This is a genomic window from Haloferula rosea, from assembly GCF_016595525.1.
Classification (GTDB): Bacteria; Verrucomicrobiota; Verrucomicrobiia; order Verrucomicrobiales; family Akkermansiaceae; genus Haloferula; species Haloferula rosea.
Genome location: NZ_JAENII010000005.1, coordinates 52,278 through 74,367, shown reverse-complemented (window position 1 = coordinate 74,367; position 22,090 = coordinate 52,278). Strand labels below are relative to the sequence as shown.

17 protein-coding genes, 1 tRNA gene and 1 pseudogene are annotated in these 22,090 nt (G+C 61.7%); 16 read left to right on the top strand and 3 right to left on the bottom strand.

Going from position 1 to position 22,090, the window contains the following annotated elements; translation table 11 throughout:
• Window positions 1-58: 58 nt before the first annotated feature.
• Window positions 59-3,841 (bottom strand): chromosome segregation protein SMC, encoded by a 3,783-nt coding sequence (smc, locus tag JIN81_RS08240; protein ID WP_200278453.1) that lies wholly within the window; start codon window positions 3,839-3,841, stop codon window positions 59-61.
• A gap of 288 nt (window positions 3,842-4,129) precedes the next feature.
• Here smc and JIN81_RS08235 point away from each other — a divergent pair, with 288 nt between their 5' ends.
• The 6 genes from JIN81_RS08235 to JIN81_RS08210 all read left to right on the top strand — a co-directional run bounded on the left by JIN81_RS08235 (window position 4,130) and on the right by JIN81_RS08210 (window position 10,793).
• Entirely contained in the window at window positions 4,130-5,206 is a 1,077-nt protein-coding gene (locus tag JIN81_RS08235) for an Ldh family oxidoreductase (RefSeq protein WP_200278452.1), read from the top strand.
• Between the two features lie 117 nt (window positions 5,207-5,323).
• A complete protein-coding gene (locus JIN81_RS08230) occupies window positions 5,324-6,526 on the top strand; it encodes a bifunctional 3,4-dihydroxy-2-butanone-4-phosphate synthase/GTP cyclohydrolase II (protein ID WP_200278451.1) in 1,203 nt (400 codons plus the stop codon).
• 87 nt (window positions 6,527-6,613) lie between these two features.
• Window positions 6,614-7,123 carry a 6,7-dimethyl-8-ribityllumazine synthase gene (gene ribH, locus JIN81_RS08225; RefSeq protein ID WP_200278450.1) on the top strand — a complete coding sequence of 170 codons (510 nt, stop codon included), beginning with the start codon at window positions 6,614-6,616 and terminating at the stop codon, window positions 7,121-7,123.
• A gap of 1 nt (window position 7,124) precedes the next feature.
• Window positions 7,125-8,006, top strand: a complete 882-nt coding sequence (nusB, locus tag JIN81_RS08220) for a transcription antitermination factor NusB (RefSeq protein WP_200278449.1) — start codon at window positions 7,125-7,127, stop codon at window positions 8,004-8,006.
• 107 nt (window positions 8,007-8,113) lie between these two features.
• Window positions 8,114-9,451: an AI-2E family transporter gene (locus tag JIN81_RS08215; RefSeq protein WP_200278448.1), complete on the top strand. Its 1,338-nt coding sequence runs from the start codon at window positions 8,114-8,116 to the stop codon at window positions 9,449-9,451.
• A 58-nt stretch (window positions 9,452-9,509) separates the two neighbouring features.
• Window positions 9,510-10,793 carry a peptidylprolyl isomerase gene (locus tag JIN81_RS08210; RefSeq protein ID WP_200278447.1) on the top strand — a complete coding sequence of 428 codons (1,284 nt, stop codon included), beginning with the start codon at window positions 9,510-9,512 and terminating at the stop codon, window positions 10,791-10,793.
• Here JIN81_RS08210 and JIN81_RS08205 read toward each other — a convergent pair.
• Entirely contained in the window at window positions 10,777-11,784 is a 1,008-nt protein-coding gene (locus JIN81_RS08205) for a calcium/sodium antiporter (protein ID WP_234044591.1), read from the bottom strand. The genes JIN81_RS08210 and JIN81_RS08205 overlap by 17 nt on opposite strands.
• 135 nt (window positions 11,785-11,919) lie before the next feature.
• On the opposite strand from JIN81_RS08205, the gene leuB reads away from it, so the two are divergent.
• From leuB to JIN81_RS08155, 10 genes and pseudogenes are all read left to right on the top strand, one after another.
• Window positions 11,920-13,026, top strand: a complete 1,107-nt coding sequence (gene leuB, locus JIN81_RS08200) for a 3-isopropylmalate dehydrogenase (protein ID WP_200278445.1) — start codon at window positions 11,920-11,922, stop codon at window positions 13,024-13,026.
• Window positions 13,027-13,194: 168 nt separating this feature from the next.
• Window positions 13,195-14,199, top strand: coding sequence for a beta-ketoacyl-ACP synthase III (locus JIN81_RS08195; RefSeq protein WP_234044590.1), 1,005 nt, complete (start codon window positions 13,195-13,197; stop codon window positions 14,197-14,199).
• 4 nt (window positions 14,200-14,203) lie between these two features.
• Window positions 14,204-14,680 carry a hypothetical protein gene (locus JIN81_RS08190; RefSeq protein WP_200278444.1) on the top strand — a complete coding sequence of 159 codons (477 nt, stop codon included), beginning with the start codon at window positions 14,204-14,206 and terminating at the stop codon, window positions 14,678-14,680.
• A 19-nt stretch (window positions 14,681-14,699) separates the two neighbouring features.
• Window positions 14,700-16,571: a POT family MFS transporter gene (locus tag JIN81_RS08185; RefSeq protein ID WP_200278443.1), complete on the top strand. Its 1,872-nt coding sequence runs from the start codon at window positions 14,700-14,702 to the stop codon at window positions 16,569-16,571.
• A 20-nt stretch (window positions 16,572-16,591) separates the two neighbouring features.
• Window positions 16,592-17,395 (top strand): TatD family hydrolase, encoded by an 804-nt coding sequence (locus JIN81_RS08180; protein ID WP_200278442.1) that lies wholly within the window; start codon window positions 16,592-16,594, stop codon window positions 17,393-17,395.
• A gap of 87 nt (window positions 17,396-17,482) precedes the next feature.
• The gene (locus JIN81_RS08175) at window positions 17,483-17,884 is read left to right on the top strand and encodes a LysM peptidoglycan-binding domain-containing protein (protein ID WP_200278441.1); all 402 of its coding nucleotides are present in this window, start codon (window positions 17,483-17,485) and stop codon (window positions 17,882-17,884) included.
• 18 nt (window positions 17,885-17,902) lie between these two features.
• On the top strand, window positions 17,903-18,856 hold the full coding sequence (locus tag JIN81_RS08170; protein WP_200278440.1) for a TlpA family protein disulfide reductase: 954 nt from the start codon (window positions 17,903-17,905) through the stop codon (window positions 18,854-18,856).
• A gap of 150 nt (window positions 18,857-19,006) precedes the next feature.
• A pseudogene (locus JIN81_RS18975) lies at window positions 19,007-19,354 on the top strand (BlaI/MecI/CopY family transcriptional regulator); the annotation flags it as partial.
• A gap of 654 nt (window positions 19,355-20,008) precedes the next feature.
• Window positions 20,009-20,083 (top strand) — tRNA-Val (locus JIN81_RS08160).
• A gap of 34 nt (window positions 20,084-20,117) precedes the next feature.
• Entirely contained in the window at window positions 20,118-20,978 is an 861-nt protein-coding gene (locus JIN81_RS08155; RefSeq protein ID WP_200278438.1) for a transglutaminase family protein, read from the top strand.
• A 7-nt stretch (window positions 20,979-20,985) separates the two neighbouring features.
• Here JIN81_RS08155 and JIN81_RS08150 read toward each other — a convergent pair whose 3' ends face one another.
• Window positions 20,986-22,056, bottom strand: a complete 1,071-nt coding sequence (locus JIN81_RS08150) for a phosphate acyltransferase (protein ID WP_200278437.1) — start codon at window positions 22,054-22,056, stop codon at window positions 20,986-20,988.
• Window positions 22,057-22,090: the final 34 nt, after the last annotated feature.

Sequence of the window (22,090 nt, the reverse complement as noted above, 5' to 3'; positions counted from 1 at the left end):
CGGGCCCACTCAGGCCACATCCCACCGTCCCCCATCCCTCTCCTGTCGGAAATCCAATTCAGGCATCCAGCCTGAGGGCCGCCTTCTGCGCGGCACTCTTCGCTTCGCCCTTCTGTTCGTCGCTTGCGGCGGTCATCCGCATGCCCACCGGCTTGGAAACACCGAACTCCTCCATCGTCACCCCATACATCACATCCGCACGGTTCATCGTGCGCTTGGAGTGGGTCACGATGATGAACTGCGAGCTGCCGACGAAGCGGTCGAGCACCTTGACGAAGCGACCAATGTTCGACTCGTCCAGCGGCGCATCGAGCTCGTCGAGCACACAGAACGGACTCGGCTTGATCATGTAGATCGAGAACAACAGGGCGACCGCGGTCATCGATCGCTCACCACCCGAAAGCAGCGCGATGGATTGCAGCTTCTTGCCCGGCGGCTTGGCAATCACGTCGATGCCCGACTCGAGCGGATCGCTCTCGTCCACCAACTCGAGGTCCGCCTTGCCCTTCTCACCGAAGAGCTCCTTGAACATATCGCGGAAGTTCTTGCGAACCTGCGTGAAGGTCTCGGTGAAACGACGCTCGGTCTCTTCGTTGATGCGCTCGATGACCTGAAGCAGCTCTTCCTTCGAGGAAACGAGGTCTTCGTAGTTGGTCCGCACATCGTTGTGGCGGGCCTCGAGCTCCTCATATTCCTCGATGGCGTCCACATTCACAGGACCCATCGAGTCCAGGCGACGTTTCAAATCTGCCACGCAGGTTTCCACGAAGTCCCAATCCGGCTCCCCTTCCATCACGGGAGGCAACTCGATCTCGTCCGTCGCGGCGTCGACGACAGTCACCGACACGTCGTCTTCACCATCGTCCTCACCCTCGGAATCGGAACCCTGCACCACACGGGTCCGGCCCCGGCCGCTGCCATTCTTCTGAGCATCGATGCACACCAGCAGGGCGTGGGCATCCGGCTCGAACTTCTCAAGCTCAACGTCGTGGCGCTCCAGCACCGCGTTGACCAGGTTCTCCAGCCGCAGTTCGACCTTGGTGATCGCCACCTCTTCACGGCCCCGCTGCTCGGATGCCTTGGCATACTCCTTGCGCGCCTGCGAAAGAGCCCCTTCAGCAAGGTCGATGGCTTCCAGCAACTCGGCACGGCGGCCAGCGCGGGATTCCAACTCGGTTTCCAGATCCTCCGATTCAGCCCGGTGCGTTTCGATCTGTTCGGCCAACTCAGTGTTCTCCGAACCAGCACTCTCGATACGCTCGAGGAATGAGGCAATTTCGGTCTCGCGCCTGATCGAGATCTCGCGCAGCTCCGCCAGACGAGCCTCCATCGGCTGCTGTTGTTCCTCCTGCGCTTCCTTCGCCCGTCGTTCCACGGCAAGTGCCGTACGAATCTCGTTCAGCGTCTCCGCCAACTCGGCCTCATCGCGGATCGCACCCTCGAGTTCGGTCTGCAGACGGGACTGATCGGCCTCGCTGGCCTCCATCCGTTCGCGCGCCGATGCCAGCTCGGCCTCAAGCGTGCTGCGTCCCTCGGTGGCGGACTCTTCGCGCTCGGCCAGGTCACCCCGTTCCCAACGCACGCTCTCCAGCTTGTTCTCCACGCCTTCGACTTCGCGCTTCGCCAGCGACTGCTGTCCGTCCAGCGTCGACAGCTCCACCTTGTGGCGTTGCTGGCGCTCGCGAGCCACTTCCATGGCTTCCTGCAGTCGCACCAACTCCTCTTCGAGTTCCGTCACCCGGGCCTTCGCCTGTTCTTCCTGTTCGGTGAGAGCCTCAACCTCTCCTTCGAGCTCACGGACTTCGTTCTGGCGCTCGAGCACCGAGACATTGCCCTTGCCCGCGGCACCACCACGCACCACGCCTTCCGCACCCAGAAGCTCGCCGCCCTGGGTCGCAAAGGTCACACCCGGATGGTCGCCACGCAGCTTCAGCGCCGTACCCAGATCCGGCACCACGAGCACACGCTCGAGGAGATGTTCGATCACACTGCGCACGCCGTCATCGACCTTCACGCGGTCGAGCGCCCAACCGATGGCCCCCTCAGGAACTGCTTCCATCTGGGTGCCGCTGGAAGTCTCGACGAAATTCTTCGGCAGCACAGCCGCGTGCCCGAGTTTCTTCTCGGTGAGTCGATCGATCAGCGCTTCGGCCAGCGCCGAATCCTCGACCAGCACGGCCTGAAGGTGGGAGCCCAAGGCCGCTTCAATCGCTCGAGCGCTATTCTGCTCCGCATCGAGGAAGCCTGCCAGCACGCCGTGAATCCCCGGCTTGAAACGATCCGGTTCGTCCAGTCCGTCGAGCACCTTGCGGGTTCCGGCTTCAAATCCCTCGCCACTCGCCACGAGCTGGCGGAGCACCTCGAGACGCGATGCACGCTGGGTCAAGGTCCGGTGAGCTTCCGCAGCCGCAGTGCGCGCCGCATCGAGATCACCCCGATTGTGTTGATACTGACGCTCGGCGGATTGAAACGCCTCCTCCAGCTCCTCGGACTTCGCCGCCTGCTCCTCGAGCTGAGCCACGATTTGCTCGAACTGACTCCGCGCCTCTTCCAGCTCCACGCTGAGCCGCTCCTCCTCGTCGGCCAACTGCCGGGCCCGTTCGCGGCTGTTCTCCAGCTGGGCAAGCGAGCTTTCGATCTTCGCCTGCATCGATGCGATCATCGTCTGGGTGCGGTTCGCCTCCGAGCGCGCATCGCGAAGTTGCGCTTCGAGGTGACCCCGCTGCGAGCGCGCCTGATTGGTGCGCTCTTCCTGCTCACCCACCTGGATCTCCATTTCGGCGATCCGGCGAGCCAGCTGATCCAAGGCTTCGTTCGCAGCAACGAAGTCGAACTCCTGCTTCTCGAGCTTCTCCTTGGTCGCTTCGATCTCCTCGCGGTTCTGACTGACCCGACCCTCGAGTTCCGAACGGCGCTCGTTGTTGAAAGCCATGCGGCCTTCCGCACTGGCCAACAGGTTGCGGTGCTCATTGAGCTCCTGGCGCAACTCCGCCAGTTCCCCTTCGAAATTCCGTGCTGTTAGACGAGCATCAGCGACTGCTTCCTCCTTCGGCTCCATCAAGCGCTCCAACTCGCACTCGGTGGCCTCCAGTGATCGGATCGATGTCTTCAACTCGTCGCGCTCCGCGCCGAACTCCACATAACGCTTGTGCGCCAGATGGGTATCGAGCACCCGAACGTCTTCCGAAAGTGCCTTGTAGCGACGCGCCTTCGAGACCTGCCGCTTGAGCGAATTCATCCGGCGCTCCTGCTCGGCGAGCACATCGCTCACACGCAGAAGGTTCGCTTCCGTGTAGTCCAGCTTGCGCAGTGCGTCCTTTTTCTCCCGCTTGTACTTCGTGATGCCGGCCGCCTCCTCGAACACCGCCCGGCGTTCTTCCGGCTTCGACGAGAGGATCTGGTCAATCTGACCCTGCGCCATGATCGAGTAGGCTGTGCGGCCGATCCCGGTATCCATGAACAGGTTGTGAATGTCCTTCAAACGGCACAGCGTGCCATTGAGCCGATACTCCGATTTGCCGTCGCGGAACACCCGGCGCGTGATGGCGACTTCATTGTAGTCCACCCCGAGCGACTCCTCGCAGTCCGCCATGGTCAGAGTCACCTCGGCCATGCCGAGTGGCTTGCGTCGCTCCGTGCCGCTGAAAATCACGTCGGCCATTTCCCCGCCACGCAGTGCCTTGGCGGAGGTTTCGCCGAGCACCCAGCGGATCGCATCGACCACATTGGATTTGCCGCAGCCATTGGGACCGACAATGCCGGTTACGCCTTCGTGAAACTCCAGGTGCGTCTTGTCCGCAAAGGACTTGAAGCCATGGATATCGAGAGATTTTAGATACATCGACAGGAGGTGGGTTAGAGGTGAACCGGGAGGGATCCGGCAAAACCGCAGCCTAGGCGAGCCACCCGACGGGAAAAGCCTCGGAGCGCAAAAACACCACATGTGGTATCATTTTCCACATTAAGGCGCTTCATCTTGTGCTTAAGGGTAGTTAACAGAGCCAAAATATTCTGCACCTCAGTAGCCTTCGATACGCCCGTTTCCCTTGGAGTGGCGGGGTTTTTCGTCGCTTATTCGAGATCGGCCCTTGATTTGTCATACAGCCTCGTTGCATGACTCGGCCCAACCATGTCCGAGTTCCTCACCGTCTCCCGCGCCGACCACGACCGTCTAGTTTCCGCCGCCTACCGCCAACGCGGTTTTTCGGAGGATGAGTCGGCCGAAGGAGCCCGTCTTGCAGCCGAGGCCGCCCGCCACGGCATCCGCACCCACCACGCCCTGAAAGCCCTGCACCTCGACCATCTGTTCGGGTCCGCCGCCGGTGGCTGTGTCCCGAGTGCGGAAATCGAAGTGATCGACAGCCCGTTCAAGGCCTCCGAGACTTGGAACGCCAACCGCAAGCTCGGCCAGTCGGTCGCCTACCGCGCGATCGATCGCTGCATCGAGCTTGCCGATGAGTTCGGCATCGGCCAGGTCTCCGTCGACAACGCCTTCCACTACCTCTGGGGTGGCGGCTACGTCATGGCCGCCGCAGAACGCGGCTACATCGCCTACACGAACTGCACCTCGGCCCTCGCTGAAGTGGTTCCCTTCGGCGGCAAGTTCCCAACCCTCGGCACCAACCCCCACTCATGGGGCTTTCCTACGATGGATGCCGTAGGTTTCCCGCTGACCATCGACTGGGCCACCTCCACCGTGGCCATGGGGCGCGTGCAGGCACTCAAGCGCGAAGGCAAGGAGCTTCCTCCGGGCGCCGCCGTCGATGCCAACGGCAACCCGACCACCGATCCCAACGAAGTCGCCGCCCTCCTCCCCTTCGGTGCCCACAAGGGATACTCGATGTGCCTGCTCAACGAACTCTACGGCGCGCTGATCGGCGGTTCCCTGCCCACCATCCGCGGCCGCAAGGCCGAGGCTCCCGCCGACGAGAAAACCTCCACGACCTTCTACTTCCAGGTCATCCACCCGGACGCCATCTCCGGCGGCGATTTCGCCAAGGGACGCGACCAGAAGGCCAACCTCACGAAGGTGGTTCAGGACATCCTCGGCCACGGCAACGAAAAGTGCATCCTCCCCGGTCAATTCGAGGCGGAAGCACGCAAGCGCTCCGACGAGGCAGGCGGACTCCACTTCACCGCTGCCGAGCTGGCCGAGTTCAACGAGCTGGCCGCCGAGATCGGCGAGCAGGGCCTGACCGAAATTTGATCGGCATCCGGTCCGCCGCACCCCGTGTGGCGGACCAGCAGGCTGCAGGCCATCTGCCGACCACGGCGCCCTTCCCCTTGACCGCAGGCGTCCCAGAGACGAGCCTCCGGCACCCAGATGGCCACCGCACTCGACTTCAGCCCCATTGACGAAATCATCGCCGACATCGCCGCCGGACGGGCGGTGATCGTTGCCGACGACCCTGAGCGCGAGAACGAGGCCGATCTGGTCGCCGCCGCGTCCCTCTGCACCCCGGAGATCGTGTCCCTGATGGCCGTCCACGGCCGCGGCCTCATCTGCGCCCCGATCACGGCGGAGCGCGCCGAGGAACTCGACCTTCCCCCCATGACCCGCCGCAACCGCGAGGGCATGAAGACCGCCTTCACCATTTCGGTCGATGCCGCCACCGGCATCACCACCGGGATCTCCGCCGCGGACCGCGCCCGCTGCATTCAGATTCTCGCCAATCCGGAAAGCACCGCCAACGACCTCGTCCAACCCGGCCACGTCTTCCCCCTCCAAGCCATGCCGGGTGGAACACTGCGCCGGGCCGGCCACACCGAGGCCGCCATCGACCTCGCACGCCTCGCCGGACAACCACCCGCCGGCGTGATCTGCGAGATCATGAACGACGACGGCACCATGGCCCGCGTCGGCGAATTGGGAGACTTCCAGAAGACCCACCAGCTCAAGGCCTGCACCATCGCCCAGCTGATCGAATACCGCAGGAAGAAGGAGAAACTCGTCGAACGCGAAGAGACCATCAAGCTGCCCACCGATCATGGTGAGTTCGACTGTCACCTCTACCGGATCGAAACCGACGGCTCCCACCACCTTGCCCTCAGCCGGGGTGAGATTTCCAAGGATGAGCCGATCCTCGTCCGCGTGCACTCGGAATGCCTCACCGGCGATGTCTTCATGTCGAAGCGCTGCGACTGCGGTGGCCAGCTCGACGCCGCGCTTGAGAGGATCTCGAAAGAAGGCGGCGTGCTCCTTTACCTCCGCCAGGAAGGCCGCGGCATCGGACTCGCCGGGAAGATCCACGCCTACAAGCTTCAGGAGCAGGGCCTCGACACGATCGAGGCGAACGAAAAGCTCGGTTTCTCCGCCGACCTGCGCGACTACGGCATGGGCGCCCAGATCCTCCAGGATCTTGGAGTGGGGAAGATCCGACTGCTGACCAACAACCCGAAGAAGGTCGTCGGACTGGAAGGATACGGTCTGGAAATCGTCGAGCAGCTGCCCATCAGCCTGCCCTCGAACCCCCACAACGAGCGCTACCTCGAAACCAAGCGCGACCGCATGGGCCACAAGATTTGAACCGCGCTTGGCCCGCCTTGGAAAAACCCGGCAGCGAACTGCTGCCATCGGTTGACTTTTCCACCACCTCCGCCCATATCCACGAGCATGTCCACGGCGCTACCGCCCAAGCCCAGAATGATCGGACCCCGGGTCCGTGTCTGCATCGTTGCGGCCAAATACAACGAGCAGTTCGCCGATGCCCTCGTCGATAATGTTGTCGAGGAGATCGGTGAATTGATGCCATCGACCCGCATCGATTTGGTCCGCGTTCCGGGAGCTTTTGAAGTTCCCGTCGCCGCCGCCGCCGTGCTCCAACGCCAGAAACCCGCCTGCGTGATCGCCCTCGGCGTCATCCTCAAGGGCGCCACCGCCCACGCCGACCTGGTCGCGCGCTCGGTCACCGACGCCCTCCAGAACCTCGCGGTTTCCACCTGCGTTCCGGTCATCAATGAAGTCCTTCTCCTCGAAGACGAAAAGCAGGCCTACGCCCGCTGCATCGGTGCCAACCTGAATCGCGGCAAGGAAGCCGCGCGTGCCGCCGCCGCCATGGTCGATGTCTTCATGGAGCTCGACCGCACCATGCCGCTAGACGGAAGCACCCCAGTGAAATCCTGAGATGCCAAGTCGCCGGCAGATCCGCGAATCCGTGGTGCAATTCCTCTATTGCTCCGACCTCGAAGGCGGAGCATCCCCCGCGTCCCTGCGCGAGCCCTTCTGGCAGTTCATCACCGAGTCCGATCGCAAGGCACTCGTGCTCGCCACCTGGAAGACCATCCAGCACCTCAACCTCGGTCGGGAAAACCGCCACGCGGAGTATCTCAAGCGACTTCCCATCGCCCAAGCGGCACTCCGTTCATCCGAAGACCTGGAACCGACCGCCCGTCTGCTCGAGCGGATCACCGACCTCGAGGACCGCTGGACCGACGTCATCGTCAAGCTCTCCCGGCTCAACAAGGAGGGTGACGACGACGCCATCAGCCGCCGTTTCTCCGACAGCTTCGAGGATCTATTCAGCCTGAATCGCGACCTTACCGCAGCCCGCACGGAATTCATCCGCTCCACCGAGGACCTGCCCAAGCTGCGCCCGCAGCTGGAACCCATCCTCGGAAGCATCCACCGTCTCGAGCGCATCTCGGACCGCCTCCGCATGATCGAGCGACCGGAGGACTTCCCGGACCACGCGGAGCTCAAGAAGATCCGCGATTCGCGTGCCGACATGGAAGCGTTGCGGATCGAGACCGATCAGGTTGTCGACGCAGTGCTCAGCGAACGGGAAGCCATCGATGGGGCGCTGGAGCAGATCGTCGACAACTTCGCACCCGAGCGGATCGACCCGATTGACCGGGCCATCCTCCGCCTGGCCACCTGGGAAATCCGACACAATCCCAACGTGCCCAAGCCGGTCGCCATCAACGAGGCCATCGAATTGGCCAAGAAGTTCGGCACCACCGACTCCGGTCGCTTCGTCAACGGCATCCTCGACAAGGTCAGCGAGTAGCGGGAAGCCGGACGACTCCGGATTCTCCAGCGCCGCGACAGCTCCAAACTCGGGTGACTTTTCCATCCACGAGGGGGCATGATCTCTGCTAGACCCAATCCGCGACCATGCGAACCTACCCGACCCACTTCCAAGTCCGGACCCTCTGGAATGCTGCGACCGGCTTCTCGATCCTGGTGCTCGGAGCCCTGCTGACCGGCTTCATCTATCTGACCGGCTCGGTCCTCGGCTTCCTCCAACCCGTCGTCGTCCCTCTCGCCGTCGCCGGCATCGTCGCCTACCTGCTCGACCCTGTCGTCGTTTGGTTCCAGAAGCGCGGACTCTCGCGCATGCGCGCGGTCATCAGCACCTTCGGTCTGTTCACCCTGCTCGCAGCGATCCTGATCTCCATCATGATCCCCCTCGTCGGCTCCCAGATCGCCGAGTTCAGGCGCCAGAAGGCCAGCCAGGTGGAGAATGGAGAAAAGCGTTCGGCCGACCAGGCCGTCATCGACATCCTCATCAAGGAACGAAACACCCGACCATGGACCCAGCCCATGATCGACCCCCTGCTCTCCGCCCCGGACGATCTGGAGAATCCGAATGCCCTGCGCGGCGAGGAACTCAGCGACGCCCTTGACCTTGCGTTTGAGAACAAGGAACTGAAGAACCCCCACATCGAGATCTACCAGACCAAGCTCTGGAGCACCCTGCTCGGGTTTCAGGACGAAGTGCTCGGTTGGATCGAGGGCGGCACCACCAAGGTATTTGGCTACATCGGCCTGATCATCGGTTTCATGATGGTTCCCATCTACCTGTTCTTCTTCCTGAAGGAGAGCGCCGCCATCAAGGAGCACTGGCACGAATACGTCCCGCTCAAGGCCTCCCGCTTCAAGACAGAGCTGGTCGAGACGCTCACCGAGGTCAATGGCTACCTGATTTCCTTCTTCCGCGGCCAGGTGCTCGTGGCCTTCATCGACGGCATCTTCATCGCCATCGGTCTTTGGCTCTTCGGACTCCCCCTCAGCATGCTGATTGGCCTGCTGATGGCCATCGTCGGAATCATCCCCTTCGTGGGCAACATCATCACCCTGATTCCCGCATGCATCATCGCCTACTTCCATTTCTCAGTTCCTGAGAACCAGACTTTCCTCGGCGACAACCCATGGGCCTACGTGGCTGGCGTCGGCGTGATTTTCTTCATCGCCCAGCAGATCAATTCCATCATCACCGCACCCAAGATCGTTGGCGACTCGGTCGGGCTCCACCCGATGACCGTGATCTTCTCGATGATCTTCTGGTCGCTCATCCTCGGAGGCTTCGTCGGAGCACTGCTTGCCGTCCCACTGACGGCCGCCGTCAAGGTCCTCCTGCGCCGCTACTTCTGGGAACGCAAGATCAAGGCCGTCGACAAGATGCCCGACGACGAACTCACCGACAGCGGAGCCGAGGCCGAGCCCGCCTGACGCACTCCGGGAGATATTGCGACTTTTCAAATTTGTCGCGACACGGTGAATTCCTGCCGTGTCACACCTCCGTCGGATCACCGCTTGTGCCTTTGTCGCCCTGAGTAGCACGCTGCATTCCCAAATCCACGCCGACATCCAGATCTCCCAGGGGGGCAATCCGATCGGCACCGTCCGGGCACGCTTGGACTACGACAAGGCTCCACGCACCTGTGCGAATTTCATCGGACTTGCCACTGGTGAACGCGCGTGGATCGACGTCGAGACCAACGAGGTCATGGTGGACACCCCCTACTACGACGGACGCATCTTCCACCGCCTGGTCCACAATTTCGTCATTCAGGGGGGCTCATCGGATGGCAGCGGCTTCACAGGCTCGGGCTGCAACATTCAGGACGAGTTCCATCCGGATCTGAGACACTCCGGACGCTACATGCTGTCGATGGCGAAAAGCAGCTTTCCGGGCACCGGCAACTCCCAGTTTTTCATCACCCTGACCGCGACCCCATTTCTCGATGACAAGCACTCGGTCTTCGGTGAGATCATCGCAGGTCGGGACATCATCGATGGTTTCACCAACTCCTCGATCTACCCCACCGACGGCAGTGACAAGCCGATCACTCCCATCACGATGGACTCCGTGACCATCAGCGGGCCATCGCTGGCCGGCTTCGACCTCCACGACCCGGCGCTCGAGTTGCACACCATCCGTGCGGTCAACCCCATCCCCAGCAGGAACTCGGCCGCGAGCACCTTCGTCGTAACCTTCAACCGGCAAGCCAAGCACGACTACATCTACAGCTACTCCTTCGACCTGGCATCGTGGACGGCATTCCGGAACATCCTCAGTGCCGACACCTTTCCCGGCTACACCTTCACCACCACGGGACTGACCGCGAACCGGTTCTTCACCCGTCTGGCCGTGGTCGACTACTCGGCACTCGAGAACCCCGAGCCAGCGGTGCTCGGCACAGGTTCCACCATCACCTTCACCACGAGGTCGGGTTCAAGTCTGACACTGGCACCCGACGGCGCGGGTGGCGGGACCTGGACGGACAGCGACGGTGATTCAGGCGCCATGACATCCTTCTCCGTGACCGACCTGGCTCCCCAGACCGGTGACTTCATCAGCTCCGCCAGCCAAGCATTCTACCTCCCCCTGCTTCGGATCAACTTCGCGCTCGACGGAAGCGGTGGCCCCGCCAACCGAACCACCCACCAGCTCAACCTCGATTTCCGAAGCCCTCTCGCCGGATGGAGCGATGGACAGGGGTGGAATTCCATCCCTCAGATCGATGGCGTGAACTTCCTCCACGCCTTCAGCATCACTCCGGCCCCATGACACTCGGAGGGGAGATCCCCAGCCACTCCGGTTTCACCAAGTAGATGCAGTAGACGAAGTAGCCGACGACCATCACGCTTCCTTCGATCCGGTTCAGTCGCCGCCCACGCATCAGGAAGGGAACGAGGAGCAAGGTGAATCCACTCATCACGGCCAGATCCACCCAGTTCAGCACCTTCAGCGATATGGGCTTCACGGCCGAAGTGATGCCCATGACGACGAGGATATTGAAAAGGTTCGAGCCGATCAGATTTCCGGCAATCAGGTCAGTCTCCCCCCTCCTCGCCGCGGCAACCGTCGTCGCCAACTCCGGAAGTGAGGTGCCGATCGCCACCAGCGTCAATCCGATCACCACCTGAGGAACCCCGAATAGGGTCGCCAGTTCGACACCACTCGTCACCAAGCGGTCGGCTCCGAAAATCAACCCGAGCAGCCCGAGAATCACCCAGCCGACGCTCTTCATCGTCGAACTCGATACCGCCGCCGCGCCATCGATCGGTAAATCATGTGGAGCCGCCGGGTCGTCAGGATTGGCACGGGCGAGGCGAATGCTGACAACCACATAAACCACGATCGCCGAAGCCATGATCAACCCTTCCACCCGGGTGAGCTCGTAGTTCCAGATCATCCAGACGAATCCACCCGTCACCACCAGGAGAATGGGCAACTCACGCTTCACCACTTGGCTGTGAACCACGAAGGGCCGGATCAGGGCGGCCAGCCCCAGCAGGAGCGCGATATTGCAAACATTGGAACCCACAATGTTTCCGACCGCCAGGTCTGCCGCGGAGTCAGGCTGGAGGTTCGCCTTCAGGCTGACGATCAACTCCGGCGCGCTGGTCCCGAAGGCCACCACCGTCAGGCCCACGACCAGCGGCGTGATGCCCATCTTCACCGCCATCTCCGAGGCTCCCTTCACCAGCCAGTCCGCGCCGAACGACAGCAATGCAAGGCCGAGCACCAGCCAACCGAGGTGGGGTAACAAATCCATTCCCGGCAGACTGGCCTCTTTCCCCTGCTTGCCAACTGGAAATCCGCGTTCGTTTTCCAAACCCTCCTCCGCTATTCCCGTCACCCGCGCCTTTTTCTCTGGCATCCGCTTTCACCCCTCTGGTTTCTTCCCCGCATGTCTCGAACGCATCGCATCGCAGTCCTCGCCGGCGACGGCATCGGCCCGGAAGTCATGACCGAATCCCTCCGCGTGCTCGACGCCGTGGAGTCCAAATTCGGATTCACCACCGAACGCTCCGAGGCACTCGTCGGCGGCGCAGCCATCGACGATGGCGGCCACCCACTTCCGGACGCCACGATTTCCGCCTGCGAAGCCAGCGATGGCATCCTGTTCGGCTCGGTCGGTGGCCCGAAATGGGAAAACCTGCCGCCCGACACCCAGCCCGAGCGCGGCGCACTCCTCCCCCTGCGCAAGCACTTCGGCCTGTTCGCCAACCTGCGGCCCGGTGTTTGCCTTCCCTCACTCACCCACGCCTCCCCGGTGAAGAACGAGCTCATCCCGAACGGCTTCGACGTGCTCTGCGTCCGCGAGCTCACCGGAGGTGTCTACTTCGGTAGCCCGAAAGGTCGCGAGGAGCGCGATGGCGAAACCGTCGCCTTCGACACCATGATCTACAAGCGCAGCGAGATCGAGCGCATCCTCCATGTCGCCTTCACCGCCGCGATGGGTCGAGGAAAACGCCTCGTCTCCGTCGACAAGGCGAACGTGCTCGCCTCCTCCGTCCTCTGGCGTGAGGTCGCCACCGAAGTCGCCAAGGATTACCCGGAAGTCGAACTCGAGCACCTCTACGTCGACAACGCCGCCATGCAGCTTTGCCGCCGCCCGGATTCCTTCGACGTCCTGGTCACCGAGAACCTTTTCGGCGACATCCTATCCGACGAGATGGCCATGATCTCCGGCTCCCTCGGCATGCTCCCTTCCGCCTCCCTCGGGTCCAAGAAAGAAGGCAGCGACCTCTACTTCGGCATGTACGAACCATCCGGTGGCTCGGCCCCCGACATCGCCGGTCAGGGCATTGCCAACCCCATCGCCCAGATCCTCTCCGTCGCCATGCTCCTGCGCTTCTCGCTCGGCGAGGCCGACGCCGCCCAGGCCATCGAGGACGCCGTGGCCAAGGCCATCGACGACGGCTACCGCACCGGTGACATCGCAACCGGCGCAGCGAGCGAAAAAAAGGTCGGCACCAAGGAGATGGCCGATGCCATCCTCGCCAATCTCTGAAGACCCGGATCTGGGCCTTCGAGCCATTTCACCGACCCCCTGCAAACGCCCCACGTGTCCTCTTGGCCGTGGGGTTTTTGTTTGGGAAGTTGGGAATTTCAGGAGTTCCCGCCGACCCTCCGTCTCCACCCTTGCCCTCGCCGCGTCTCCGCTCCAAATTCCCCGCCAATGAGCGACGCCGACCACTCAGCCATTCCCGTCTGCATTGCAGGCACAGGTAGCTATCTTCCCGAGAAGATCCTGACGAATGCCGACCTTGAGAAGATCGTGGATACGGATGACGAATGGATCGTCACCCGCACCGGAATCCGCGAACGCCGCATCGCCGCCGACGGTGAATTCACCTCGCACATGGCAGCCAAGGCCGGCGAGAAGGCGCTCGAACAAGCAGGGATCGATGCCGCTGACGTCGAACTCATCATCGTCGCCACCATCACCCCCGACACCCTCACCCCGGCCACCGCCTGCTACGTCCAGCAGCACATCGGTGCCCAAGGAGCCGTCGCGTTCGACATCTCCGCCGCCTGCTCGGGTTTTCTCTATTCCATGAAGATCGCCAAGCGGCTCATCTCGGATGGAGCCTTTTCCAACGCCCTGATCATCGGCGCGGAGAAGCTGTCCTCATTCATCAACTGGGAAGACCGTACGACCTGCGTTCTGTTCGGCGACGGTGCCGGTGCCGCCGTCTTGCGCAAGGCCGGGCCGGACGACGGTGAGATTCTCGCCACGGAAATGGGGACCGACGGTCGTCAGACCCACCTTCTCAACATTCCCGGAGGTGGATCCGCCTGCCCGATCACCATCGAGAATGCCGACAAGCGCCTCGCCACCCTGGCCATGCTCGGCAAGGAAGTCTTCAAGCATGCCGTGACCCGGATGCGCCAATCCGCCGAAAAGGTCATCGAGAGATCCGGCCTCAAACCGGAAGACATCGCCCTCGTCGTTCCCCATCAGGCGAACCTGCGGATCATCGATGCCATCGCTGATCGGCTTTCGGTGCCGAAGGAACGCGTCTTCACCAACCTCCAGCACTACGGGAACACCTCGGCAGCCGCGGTTGCCATCGCACTGGATGAAGCCAACCGGACCGGAGCGATCAAAAAAGGCGATCACGTCGTGCTCGTCGTGTTTGGTGCCGGCCTGACCTGGGCCGCTGCGGCGGTCCGATGGTAGGTTCATGAAACAGCCGTCCCCGGGAACGTTAAGGAAAACGCCGATCCTCTTGCTCGGCTCCTCCATGGTGCTCGGCATCGGCTGCCTCATCATGCATACGCTCGGCATCCTCGGACTTTCCGAGGAATTCGGTGTGGCATTCAGCCCCAGTTCCCTCACGGAAATCTCGGCCAGACTGGCGGCAGGCCCCGCCATGACGACCCTCGTGGCCGGCATCCTGCTCATCCTTCACGTCGGCAGGAAACCGATGCCCAAGTGGCTCGCCCTCATCGGTGGACTGGGTGCGGCCTACTCGGTCAACGCCCTGCGTGGCGGCCTCGCCCACGATCTGGGCCACGTCGTTTTCAATCGCTGCGCCGGCAGCCCCTACGGAGCCATCGTTTTCTGGTCGAGCCTGGCATCCGCCACTTCCATCGCCCTCGCCACAGCGCTCTCGACTTCATTCCGACCCCATCCGTCCTCCGGATCCCGTCCCCTCTAGCCCCCAAGACTCCATCACCATGGCCACTTCCTATCGCACCACCCCGACCGAAACCAAGGGGATGCCCTCAGGCATTCCCTTCATCATTTCGAACGAAGCGGCCGAACGCTTTTCGTTCTACGGCATGAAGGCCGCTCTCGCGATCTTCCTCGCCAACTACCTCGTCGCCCTGGGCGGAGACAACCTGAACGAAGCGGCGGCCACCTCCTACGTCTCCTACTTCAACTCGGCCGTCTACCTCACCCCCATCCTCGGAGCCTTCCTCGCCGACCTTTTCTACGGAAAGTATCGTACCATCATCACCCTCTCCATCGTCTACTGCCTCGGCCACCTGAGTCTGGCCATGATGGGCGTCGGAGGCATGGTCGAGGTCTGGCTCCTCAGCGGACTCGGGCTCATCGCCCTCGGAGCAGGGGGCATCAAGCCCTGCGTCTCCGCCCACGTCGGAGATCAGTTCGGCAAGAGCAACCAGCACCTGCTCACCCGCATCTTCAACATTTTCTACTTCTCCATCAATGCCGGCGCGATCGTCTCCAACCTACTCATCCCATGGGTCCTGAAATGGTACGGACCCCACTGGGCGTTCGGCATCCCGGGAGTCCTCATGGCACTCGCCACCCTGTTCTTCTGGATGGGCCGACGACGTTTCATTCACGTCCCCGCCAACCCCGGCGAGTTCCTGCGTGAACTCTTCAGCGCCGAAGGTCTGAAAGCGGTCGGCAAGCTCACGCCGCTCTACCTCTTCGTCGCGATCTTCTGGTGCCTCTTCGACCAGACCGCCTCGAGTCTGGTGTTCCAGGCGGAGAAGATGGATCTGAACATCCTCGGCATCGAAGTCCTCCCGTCCCAGATCCAGGCCTTCAATCCCTTCCTGATCCTCATCTTCATCCCCCTCTTCACCCTCGTCATCTATCCGACGGTGAACCGCTTCATCAATTTCACCCCGCTCCGGAAGATCGGCACCGGACTCGCCCTGATGGTCGTCTCCTTCGCCGTGCTGGCCTGGGCCCAGGAAGCCATCGACCGCGGCGAGACTCCCAGCGTCGGCTGGCAGCTTCTCTCCTACCTCATCTTCACGGCCGCGGAGATCCTCATCTCCATCGTCTGCCTCGAATTCTCCTACACGCAGGCACCGCGACGCATCAAATCCCTCATCATGGCATTCTTCCTGGTCTCGGTATCGATCGGCAATGCCATCACCGGCCTGATCAATGGCTACATCCAGATTCCCGAACCCGCTCAAGCCCAGCTCGAAGCAGCAGTGGCCAAGCTTGAACCCGGATGGGAGCAGTCACCTCGAAGCATCGCCCTTCCCGGGTTCGACGGAGTAACCGGCACCGAAGACGATTTCATGGCCCGCCTGAAGAACGGCGAACTGGACGAGATCGAACTGCCCGTGGAGAACATCCTGAAGTCTCCTGCTGAGAAGGTCGAAGCACTCGTCCTTCAACGCATGGCTGCGACCGGAGAAAACGAAACTCTGGCCCCTTCCCCTGAACAGGTCGGCGACCTCGGCACGGATCCTTGGGGAAATCCGATCGAATACCGGATCATCAGTGCCAAGAAGCTCCAGGTCCGTAGCGCCGGCCCCGACAAGACCGCTGGCACCCAGTGGGATCAGGTGGCCGAACTAACCATCACCCCTCCCTCCGCTCCTCCCGCCAAGTCGTGGATGGACGCCTTCCGTCCATCCTCTCCATGGCTCGATCGCCATGGAGTCCAGAACCAGGATGAGGTTTCGGCCACCAAGATCAGCTACCAGGTCGGGGGAGGAACCCGGCTTGAAGGCGCAGCCTACTTCTGGTTCTTCACCAAACTGATGGCAGTCACCGCCATCCTGTTCATCCCGTTCGCATTCGTCTATCGTCCACGGACCTACATGCAGCACTGAGATCGAACTCCCCTCTCCCCATGTTGACCGACTCCCATTGTCACCTCGCCTCGCACAAATTCCCCGCAGACGAACTCCCCACCCTGATCGCCGATGCGATGGCGTCGGGCGTCACCCGCTTGGTCACATTGGCAACCTGCCTGGGAGACCTGGAAACGAATCTCTCGATCTGCCGGGACCACCCTTCCGTCAGGTCCTGCATCGGCATCCATCCATGCGATGTCCACGAGGCACCGGACGATGCCGTCGACCAACTCCGCTCCCACCTCACCGACCCCCGCGTTTGCGGCATCGGAGAGACGGGCCTGGATTACTTTCATCCCGCACCCGGGACATGGAGCGAGGAAACTTTTCGGGATCGGCAGAAGTTGATGCTCGATCAGCATTTCACGCTCGCTGCTGAAGCGGGCCTGAATGTGGTCATTCACACCCGCGATCGCACAGGTTCCGCCTCCTTTGAGGAGGCACTCGCCATTTACCGCAAGCACGCCCACCACGCCCGCGCGGTCTTCCACTGCTTCATCAGCACCCGGGAGAATGCCCGGCGGGTGATCGACCTCGGAGGACTGGTGTCCTTCGGTGGGGTCGCCACCTTCAAGAATGCGAAGGACGTGCTGGACGTCGCTGCCGACCTCCCGACCGGCACCTTCATGGTCGAGACCGACTCCCCCTACCTCGCCCCCCACCCACATCGCGGCAGCAGAAATGAACCGGCCTTGGTCAGGGTGGTCGCGGAGAAATTGGCCGAAGCCCGGGGCGAAACTGTCGCCGACCTTGCAGGGCACACCACCGCGACCGCGGAAGATTTCTTTCGGCTATCTTGAATAAATGGGCCCCTCTGCGGCGTTAGTGATTGCGATACGCGTTGAATCCATCTTTATCGGAGACGAACCTTCCACCCCTAGATCATCATGTTCAAACCTACCTACCTTCTCGGCTTGTCCGCCCTCATCATCTTCCCGTCCTGTGGGCTGGGTGGAGGCGACGAAGACTATGACACCTCGGACCCCTATGGTGTCCCTGATGCAGGCGGCTACGAGTCCGCCCCCTATCAGGATGTGAACCCGCCGGCATCCAATCCGACCTACGGTAGCGCGGCCTACGAAGAGACGGCACCCGCGACCGCCACACCGACCGCACCGACCCCTCCACCTGCCGTGGCCTCGACCCACACTGTGGCCAAAGGCGATACGCTCTGGGGCTTGAGCCGGAAATACAACGTCACCGTCGATGCCATCCGCGCCGCGAACGGCATGGCTGCGGACGACAACAACGTGCGCCTCGGCCAAACGATCAACATCCCGGCTCCCTGAGCTCGACCCCTCGGTCTCATGCGACGCCCCCTTCTGATCAGCCTGCTCGTTGCCGGATTCTTCGTCGCTCCCGCCTTCGGGCAGGACGAATCCCAGCTGCCGAGCAGGCTTGATCAGGCGCTGCAGGACATGCTTTCGGAACGGGAATCTCCCGGAGCGCTGGACGAACGCATCGAAGCAGCGCGGAAACTGGGTGCCACCGAACAGGCCATCCTCGAAGCACGCTTCCTCTATCACGTCGACCGACGCGAGGATGACAAGCTCGCCGCCATGCTTCCGGAACTCGAGGCGCAGGCAAAAAACTTCAAGCTCTCCGAATCCCAGATCTTTGCCGTCGAGGAAGACTGGTTCGCCATCCTCGAATACGTCCGCGCGATCAAGGCCCTCGAAGAAAAGGACCGCGACGGTTTCAAGAAGCACATCACCGAAGCTTTCTGGCTGAGCCCGCAACAGGGTGCCGCCTTCGCCCCACACATCGAACGCCTCCGTCTCGAAGAGGCCATGAAAAAGGTGAAGGTCGACTTCAGCCTCTCCGTGCAGGACCTCAACGGCGAGACCGCGCTACTGCAGTCCCTGGCCAAGGATCGGAAAGCCGTCCTCCTCCACTTCTTTTCTCCCTGGAGCCGCGAATGTGAGGAAAGTCTTCCGGACTTCACGGCGAGTGCCAAAGCATTGGAACAGGCGGGCATTGCGGTCGTCACCATCATTGGTGAATCCATGCCCGAGGCCATCGCCGACACCCGCGCCATCCTCGAAGCGACTCCCGGACTGACGGGAAGCTGGCTGATCGACCACGACACATCCCCACTCTCCCGGACACTTCGGATCCAGGCGGCACCGACCATGGTCCTCGTCGAACTGGACGGGACCATCCGCTTCAACGGACATCCGTCCGACCCGTCGTTGTGGTCGGAAGTCAAGGGCATCGCCCCCGGCTTCAAGCGTCCCGAAGTGGACGGTAACGGCCACTGATCGTTTTACGATAGACATCGTACTTTGAGCTTCCTCATTGGATTCCGGACTAACACCGGAGGTTCGTTTTCTTAACAAAGCTGAATTTGTTCTTGACGCGACATGCCACTATCAGCTTCATGATGCGTGTAATTTGAATTACACCCCCTCATGGCCAAGGCAACCCAACCCTCCAACCTCGAACTACAGGCACTCTCCGTGCTGTGGCACGAAGGTCCATCCACGGTAGGCGCAGTACTAGAAGCACTGCCCGACGGCAAAGACCGAGCCTACACCACGGTGCTCTCGGTGATGCAGAGCCTCGAACGAAAGAAGCTCGTCAAGCGGACACGGTTCGGACGGGCACACGTCTACGAAGCATCACACTCCCAGGAAGAGATCGCTGGCAAGGCGACATCCGATTTCCTGACCAACGCTTTCGGGGGCCGCCTGGCTGAGGCGATCCTCGCACTCCTCTCCGCCGGCAATCTCACACCGGAAGAGAAATCAAACATCGAACGCGAACTCAAACGACACAAAGCCATGGCTGCAAAGAAATCCACCAAGAAGGCCGCACGGAAAAAATCCGTGAAACGCGCCGCCAAAAAGGTGACCCGTAAAAAGGTCGCGAAGAAAAAGTCCGCCAAGAAGGCCACCAAGAAGAAGGTAGCCAAGAAAGCCGCCAAGAAAAAGGTAGCGAAGAAGGCGACGAAGAAAAAGACGGCAAAGAAAGCCGCCAAGAAGAAGTCAGCCAAGAAGGCTACCAAGAAAAAGGCAGCCAAGAAAGCCGCCAAGAAAAAGGTAGCGAAGAAGGCGTCGAAGAAGAAGGCAGCCAAGAAAAAGGTCGCCAAGAAAGCTTCGAAGAAAAAGGTCGCGAAGAAAAAGTCCGCCAAGAAGGCGACCAAGAAGCGCGCGCGCCGCAAGTAACATTTCCCAACCCCCCGCACCAGCTGCGTCACCAAGGTGATCGCCTGTGCGTGTTGAGTTGACGTTTTAAGAGGCGGAGGACCAGTTCCTCCGCCTCTTTTTCGTGCCCGGTCTTCCACTTTCATACAGCCCGATCCCAGCCTCAGACAGAGCGCTGCTTTTTCCGCGGAAAAAGCATTGCATCGATCCGGCCTGCTCCCTAATTTCCCGCACCTGCCCGGGGCACCTGCCTCATCAGGCCCTAAAGCGCGGTTAGCTCAGCGGTAGAGCACCTCCCTGACACGGAGGGGGTCACTGGTTCGATCCCAGTATCGCGCACCATTTCTCCGCGGCATTCACACTTCGATCCGCACCGATGCCCACCCTGCTTCCAACCGCAGACACGCTGTCGACCCTGCTGAGATTGATCGACGATGAAACCCCTGAGGTTCGGCAATCACTCGCAGAAGCGCTGGAAGTCTTTGAGGGTGATGTCAGCGAACTTCTCACCCAGACCTCCTACCCGGCCTCGGACGCAGACCTGAAGGTTCTCTCCGACCTCCTCCGCTCGGCACGCCGTGAACGCTTGCGCCGCGAATGGGTCGTCCCCTCCAATGGCATCAATGGGTTGGCCGATGACTGGGACCGAGTCGAGTCCCTGTTCCGGGTGCTCTCCGACTACCTCCACGACGGTACCACCGTCCGCCAACCTCTCGGCGATGCCTTGGACCTCCTCGCCGAGGAAACCGAGGCAATGACTGAAGGACGCAACACCATGGAGCTCTGTCAGTATCTGCTGAAGGGCAATCCATTGAAGTGCGAAACCCGGACTGACCTCCAACCCGAATTTCTCGACCTGGCGCGGGTGGCTGCCGGTGGAAGCACCTGCCCCCTTGGTGCGGGCGTGGTCATCCTGCTCGTCCTTCGTCGACTCCGCATCGAGGCGGACGGCTTGAGCCTTCCCGGCACCTTCTTCCTGAGGGTGGACGGACCGGATGGTCCGGTCATCCTGGATCCGGAACATGGGGGTGAGGTACTCCGCCCAAGGGACTTCGAACACCGCATCCGGCGTTACCCGAAGGAGATTCAGACCCTGTGCCGACGTGCTGCGACACCCGGTGAGCTCCTCGTGCGAACGACGGAGGAACTGGCGATGGCCCTCGCCTTCCGCGGCGACGGAGTTGATGGCGATTTGATGGAGGAGCTGGTGGAGAGCCTCGTTCCCGTCCCCTTCTGAATTGGCTTCAGACTTCTCCGTCCGGATACAGCTCGTGATACTTGATCGCCTCGACGGCGACTGCAGCAGCTGTTCCGAAAATCGTGTCTTCGGAAGCCGTCCGCGGGACCTGCGCCGCGGGTCGTGCCAGCCCCACCAGGAACTGCCCGTAGTTTCGGGCCCCACCGCAGTGCTGCAGCAACTTCATCGCGATGTGCGCCGAGTCGAGGTTCGGAAACACCAGCACGTCCGCTGATTTTCGGACCTTGGAGTCCGGAATCTTCACTTCAGCTGCCGCAGGATCGAGAGCCACATCCGCTTGAAGTTCACCTCGAATCATCAGATCCAACCCGGGGGCCAAGACCTTCTCACGGGCCAGTCCGACAGCCGCAGCCACCCGTTTCGAAGAATCACTTGGCGAAGAACCTTTGGTAGAGTGACTGAGGAAGGCCACCTGGGGCTGACGCCCGAGGAAGTGCTGCGCCAATCGCCCGGTCTCCACCGCGATCTGAGCCAACTCTTCCACCGAAGGCTCGGGAATGAGACCGCAGTCGGCGAGAAGAAGCAGCCCATCGCCACCGAAATGATCCAGATGCGGAGCGGACAGGACCGTGACCCCGAACATTTTCTGGATGCCCGGCATCGGCTTGATGGCCTGCTGGAGTGCCCGAAACAGCAAGGCGGGAACCGCCTGATTCCCGCCCACCAAGGCGTCGGCCTGACCATACTGGACCATCAGGGCTCCGAAGTAATGGGGCAATTTGACGAGCGCCGCAGCATCCACGTCACGCCCTTTCCGGTAGCGCTCGATCTTCGCATAGCGCCGACAGAACAAATCGAAGTCCGAGGATTTCTCCGGCTCGAGGACCTTCACGAACTGAAGACTCACCCCTTCCGCTTCCGCCAGCGCCACGATCCGCTCACGGGATCCAAGAAGGATGGGCACGACTGCTTCAAGCTTCACCAGGCGCTCGGCGACCCTCAACACGCGGATGTCCTCCCCTTCGGTGAAAACGACACGCTTGGGATGCCGCCGAAGCTTCTCCACAAGAGGGTCGATAAAACGGGCTGCAGCTTGAGCTTGGCTAGATTCGTCCATCGTCGAGAATGCCGCAGCGTCGTGCGACCATGCT

Coding starts and splice junctions, on each gene's coding strand:
- smc (WP_200278453.1), bottom strand. CDS start 3,841: ATGTATCTAAAATCTCTCGATATCCATGGCTTCAAGTCCTTTGCGGAC.
- JIN81_RS08230 (WP_200278451.1), top strand. CDS start 5,324: ATGGCCACCGCACTCGACTTCAGCCCCATTGACGAAATCATCGCCGAC.
- JIN81_RS08190 (WP_200278444.1), top strand. CDS start 14,204: ATGAAACAGCCGTCCCCGGGAACGTTAAGGAAAACGCCGATCCTCTTG.
- JIN81_RS08205 (WP_234044591.1), bottom strand. CDS start 11,784: ATGGATTTGTTACCCCACCTCGGTTGGCTGGTGCTCGGCCTTGCATTG.
- JIN81_RS08150 (WP_200278437.1), bottom strand. CDS start 22,056: ATGGACGAATCTAGCCAAGCTCAAGCTGCAGCCCGTTTTATCGACCCT.
- ribH (WP_200278450.1), top strand. CDS start 6,614: ATGTCCACGGCGCTACCGCCCAAGCCCAGAATGATCGGACCCCGGGTC.
- JIN81_RS08155 (WP_200278438.1), top strand. CDS start 20,118: ATGCCCACCCTGCTTCCAACCGCAGACACGCTGTCGACCCTGCTGAGA.
- nusB (WP_200278449.1), top strand. CDS start 7,125: ATGCCAAGTCGCCGGCAGATCCGCGAATCCGTGGTGCAATTCCTCTAT.
- JIN81_RS08195 (WP_234044590.1), top strand. CDS start 13,195: ATGAGCGACGCCGACCACTCAGCCATTCCCGTCTGCATTGCAGGCACA.
- leuB (WP_200278445.1), top strand. CDS start 11,920: ATGTCTCGAACGCATCGCATCGCAGTCCTCGCCGGCGACGGCATCGGC.
- JIN81_RS08235 (WP_200278452.1), top strand. CDS start 4,130: ATGTCCGAGTTCCTCACCGTCTCCCGCGCCGACCACGACCGTCTAGTT.
- JIN81_RS08170 (WP_200278440.1), top strand. CDS start 17,903: ATGCGACGCCCCCTTCTGATCAGCCTGCTCGTTGCCGGATTCTTCGTC.
- JIN81_RS08175 (WP_200278441.1), top strand. CDS start 17,483: ATGTTCAAACCTACCTACCTTCTCGGCTTGTCCGCCCTCATCATCTTC.
- JIN81_RS08185 (WP_200278443.1), top strand. CDS start 14,700: ATGGCCACTTCCTATCGCACCACCCCGACCGAAACCAAGGGGATGCCC.
- JIN81_RS08215 (WP_200278448.1), top strand. CDS start 8,114: ATGCGAACCTACCCGACCCACTTCCAAGTCCGGACCCTCTGGAATGCT.
- JIN81_RS08180 (WP_200278442.1), top strand. CDS start 16,592: ATGTTGACCGACTCCCATTGTCACCTCGCCTCGCACAAATTCCCCGCA.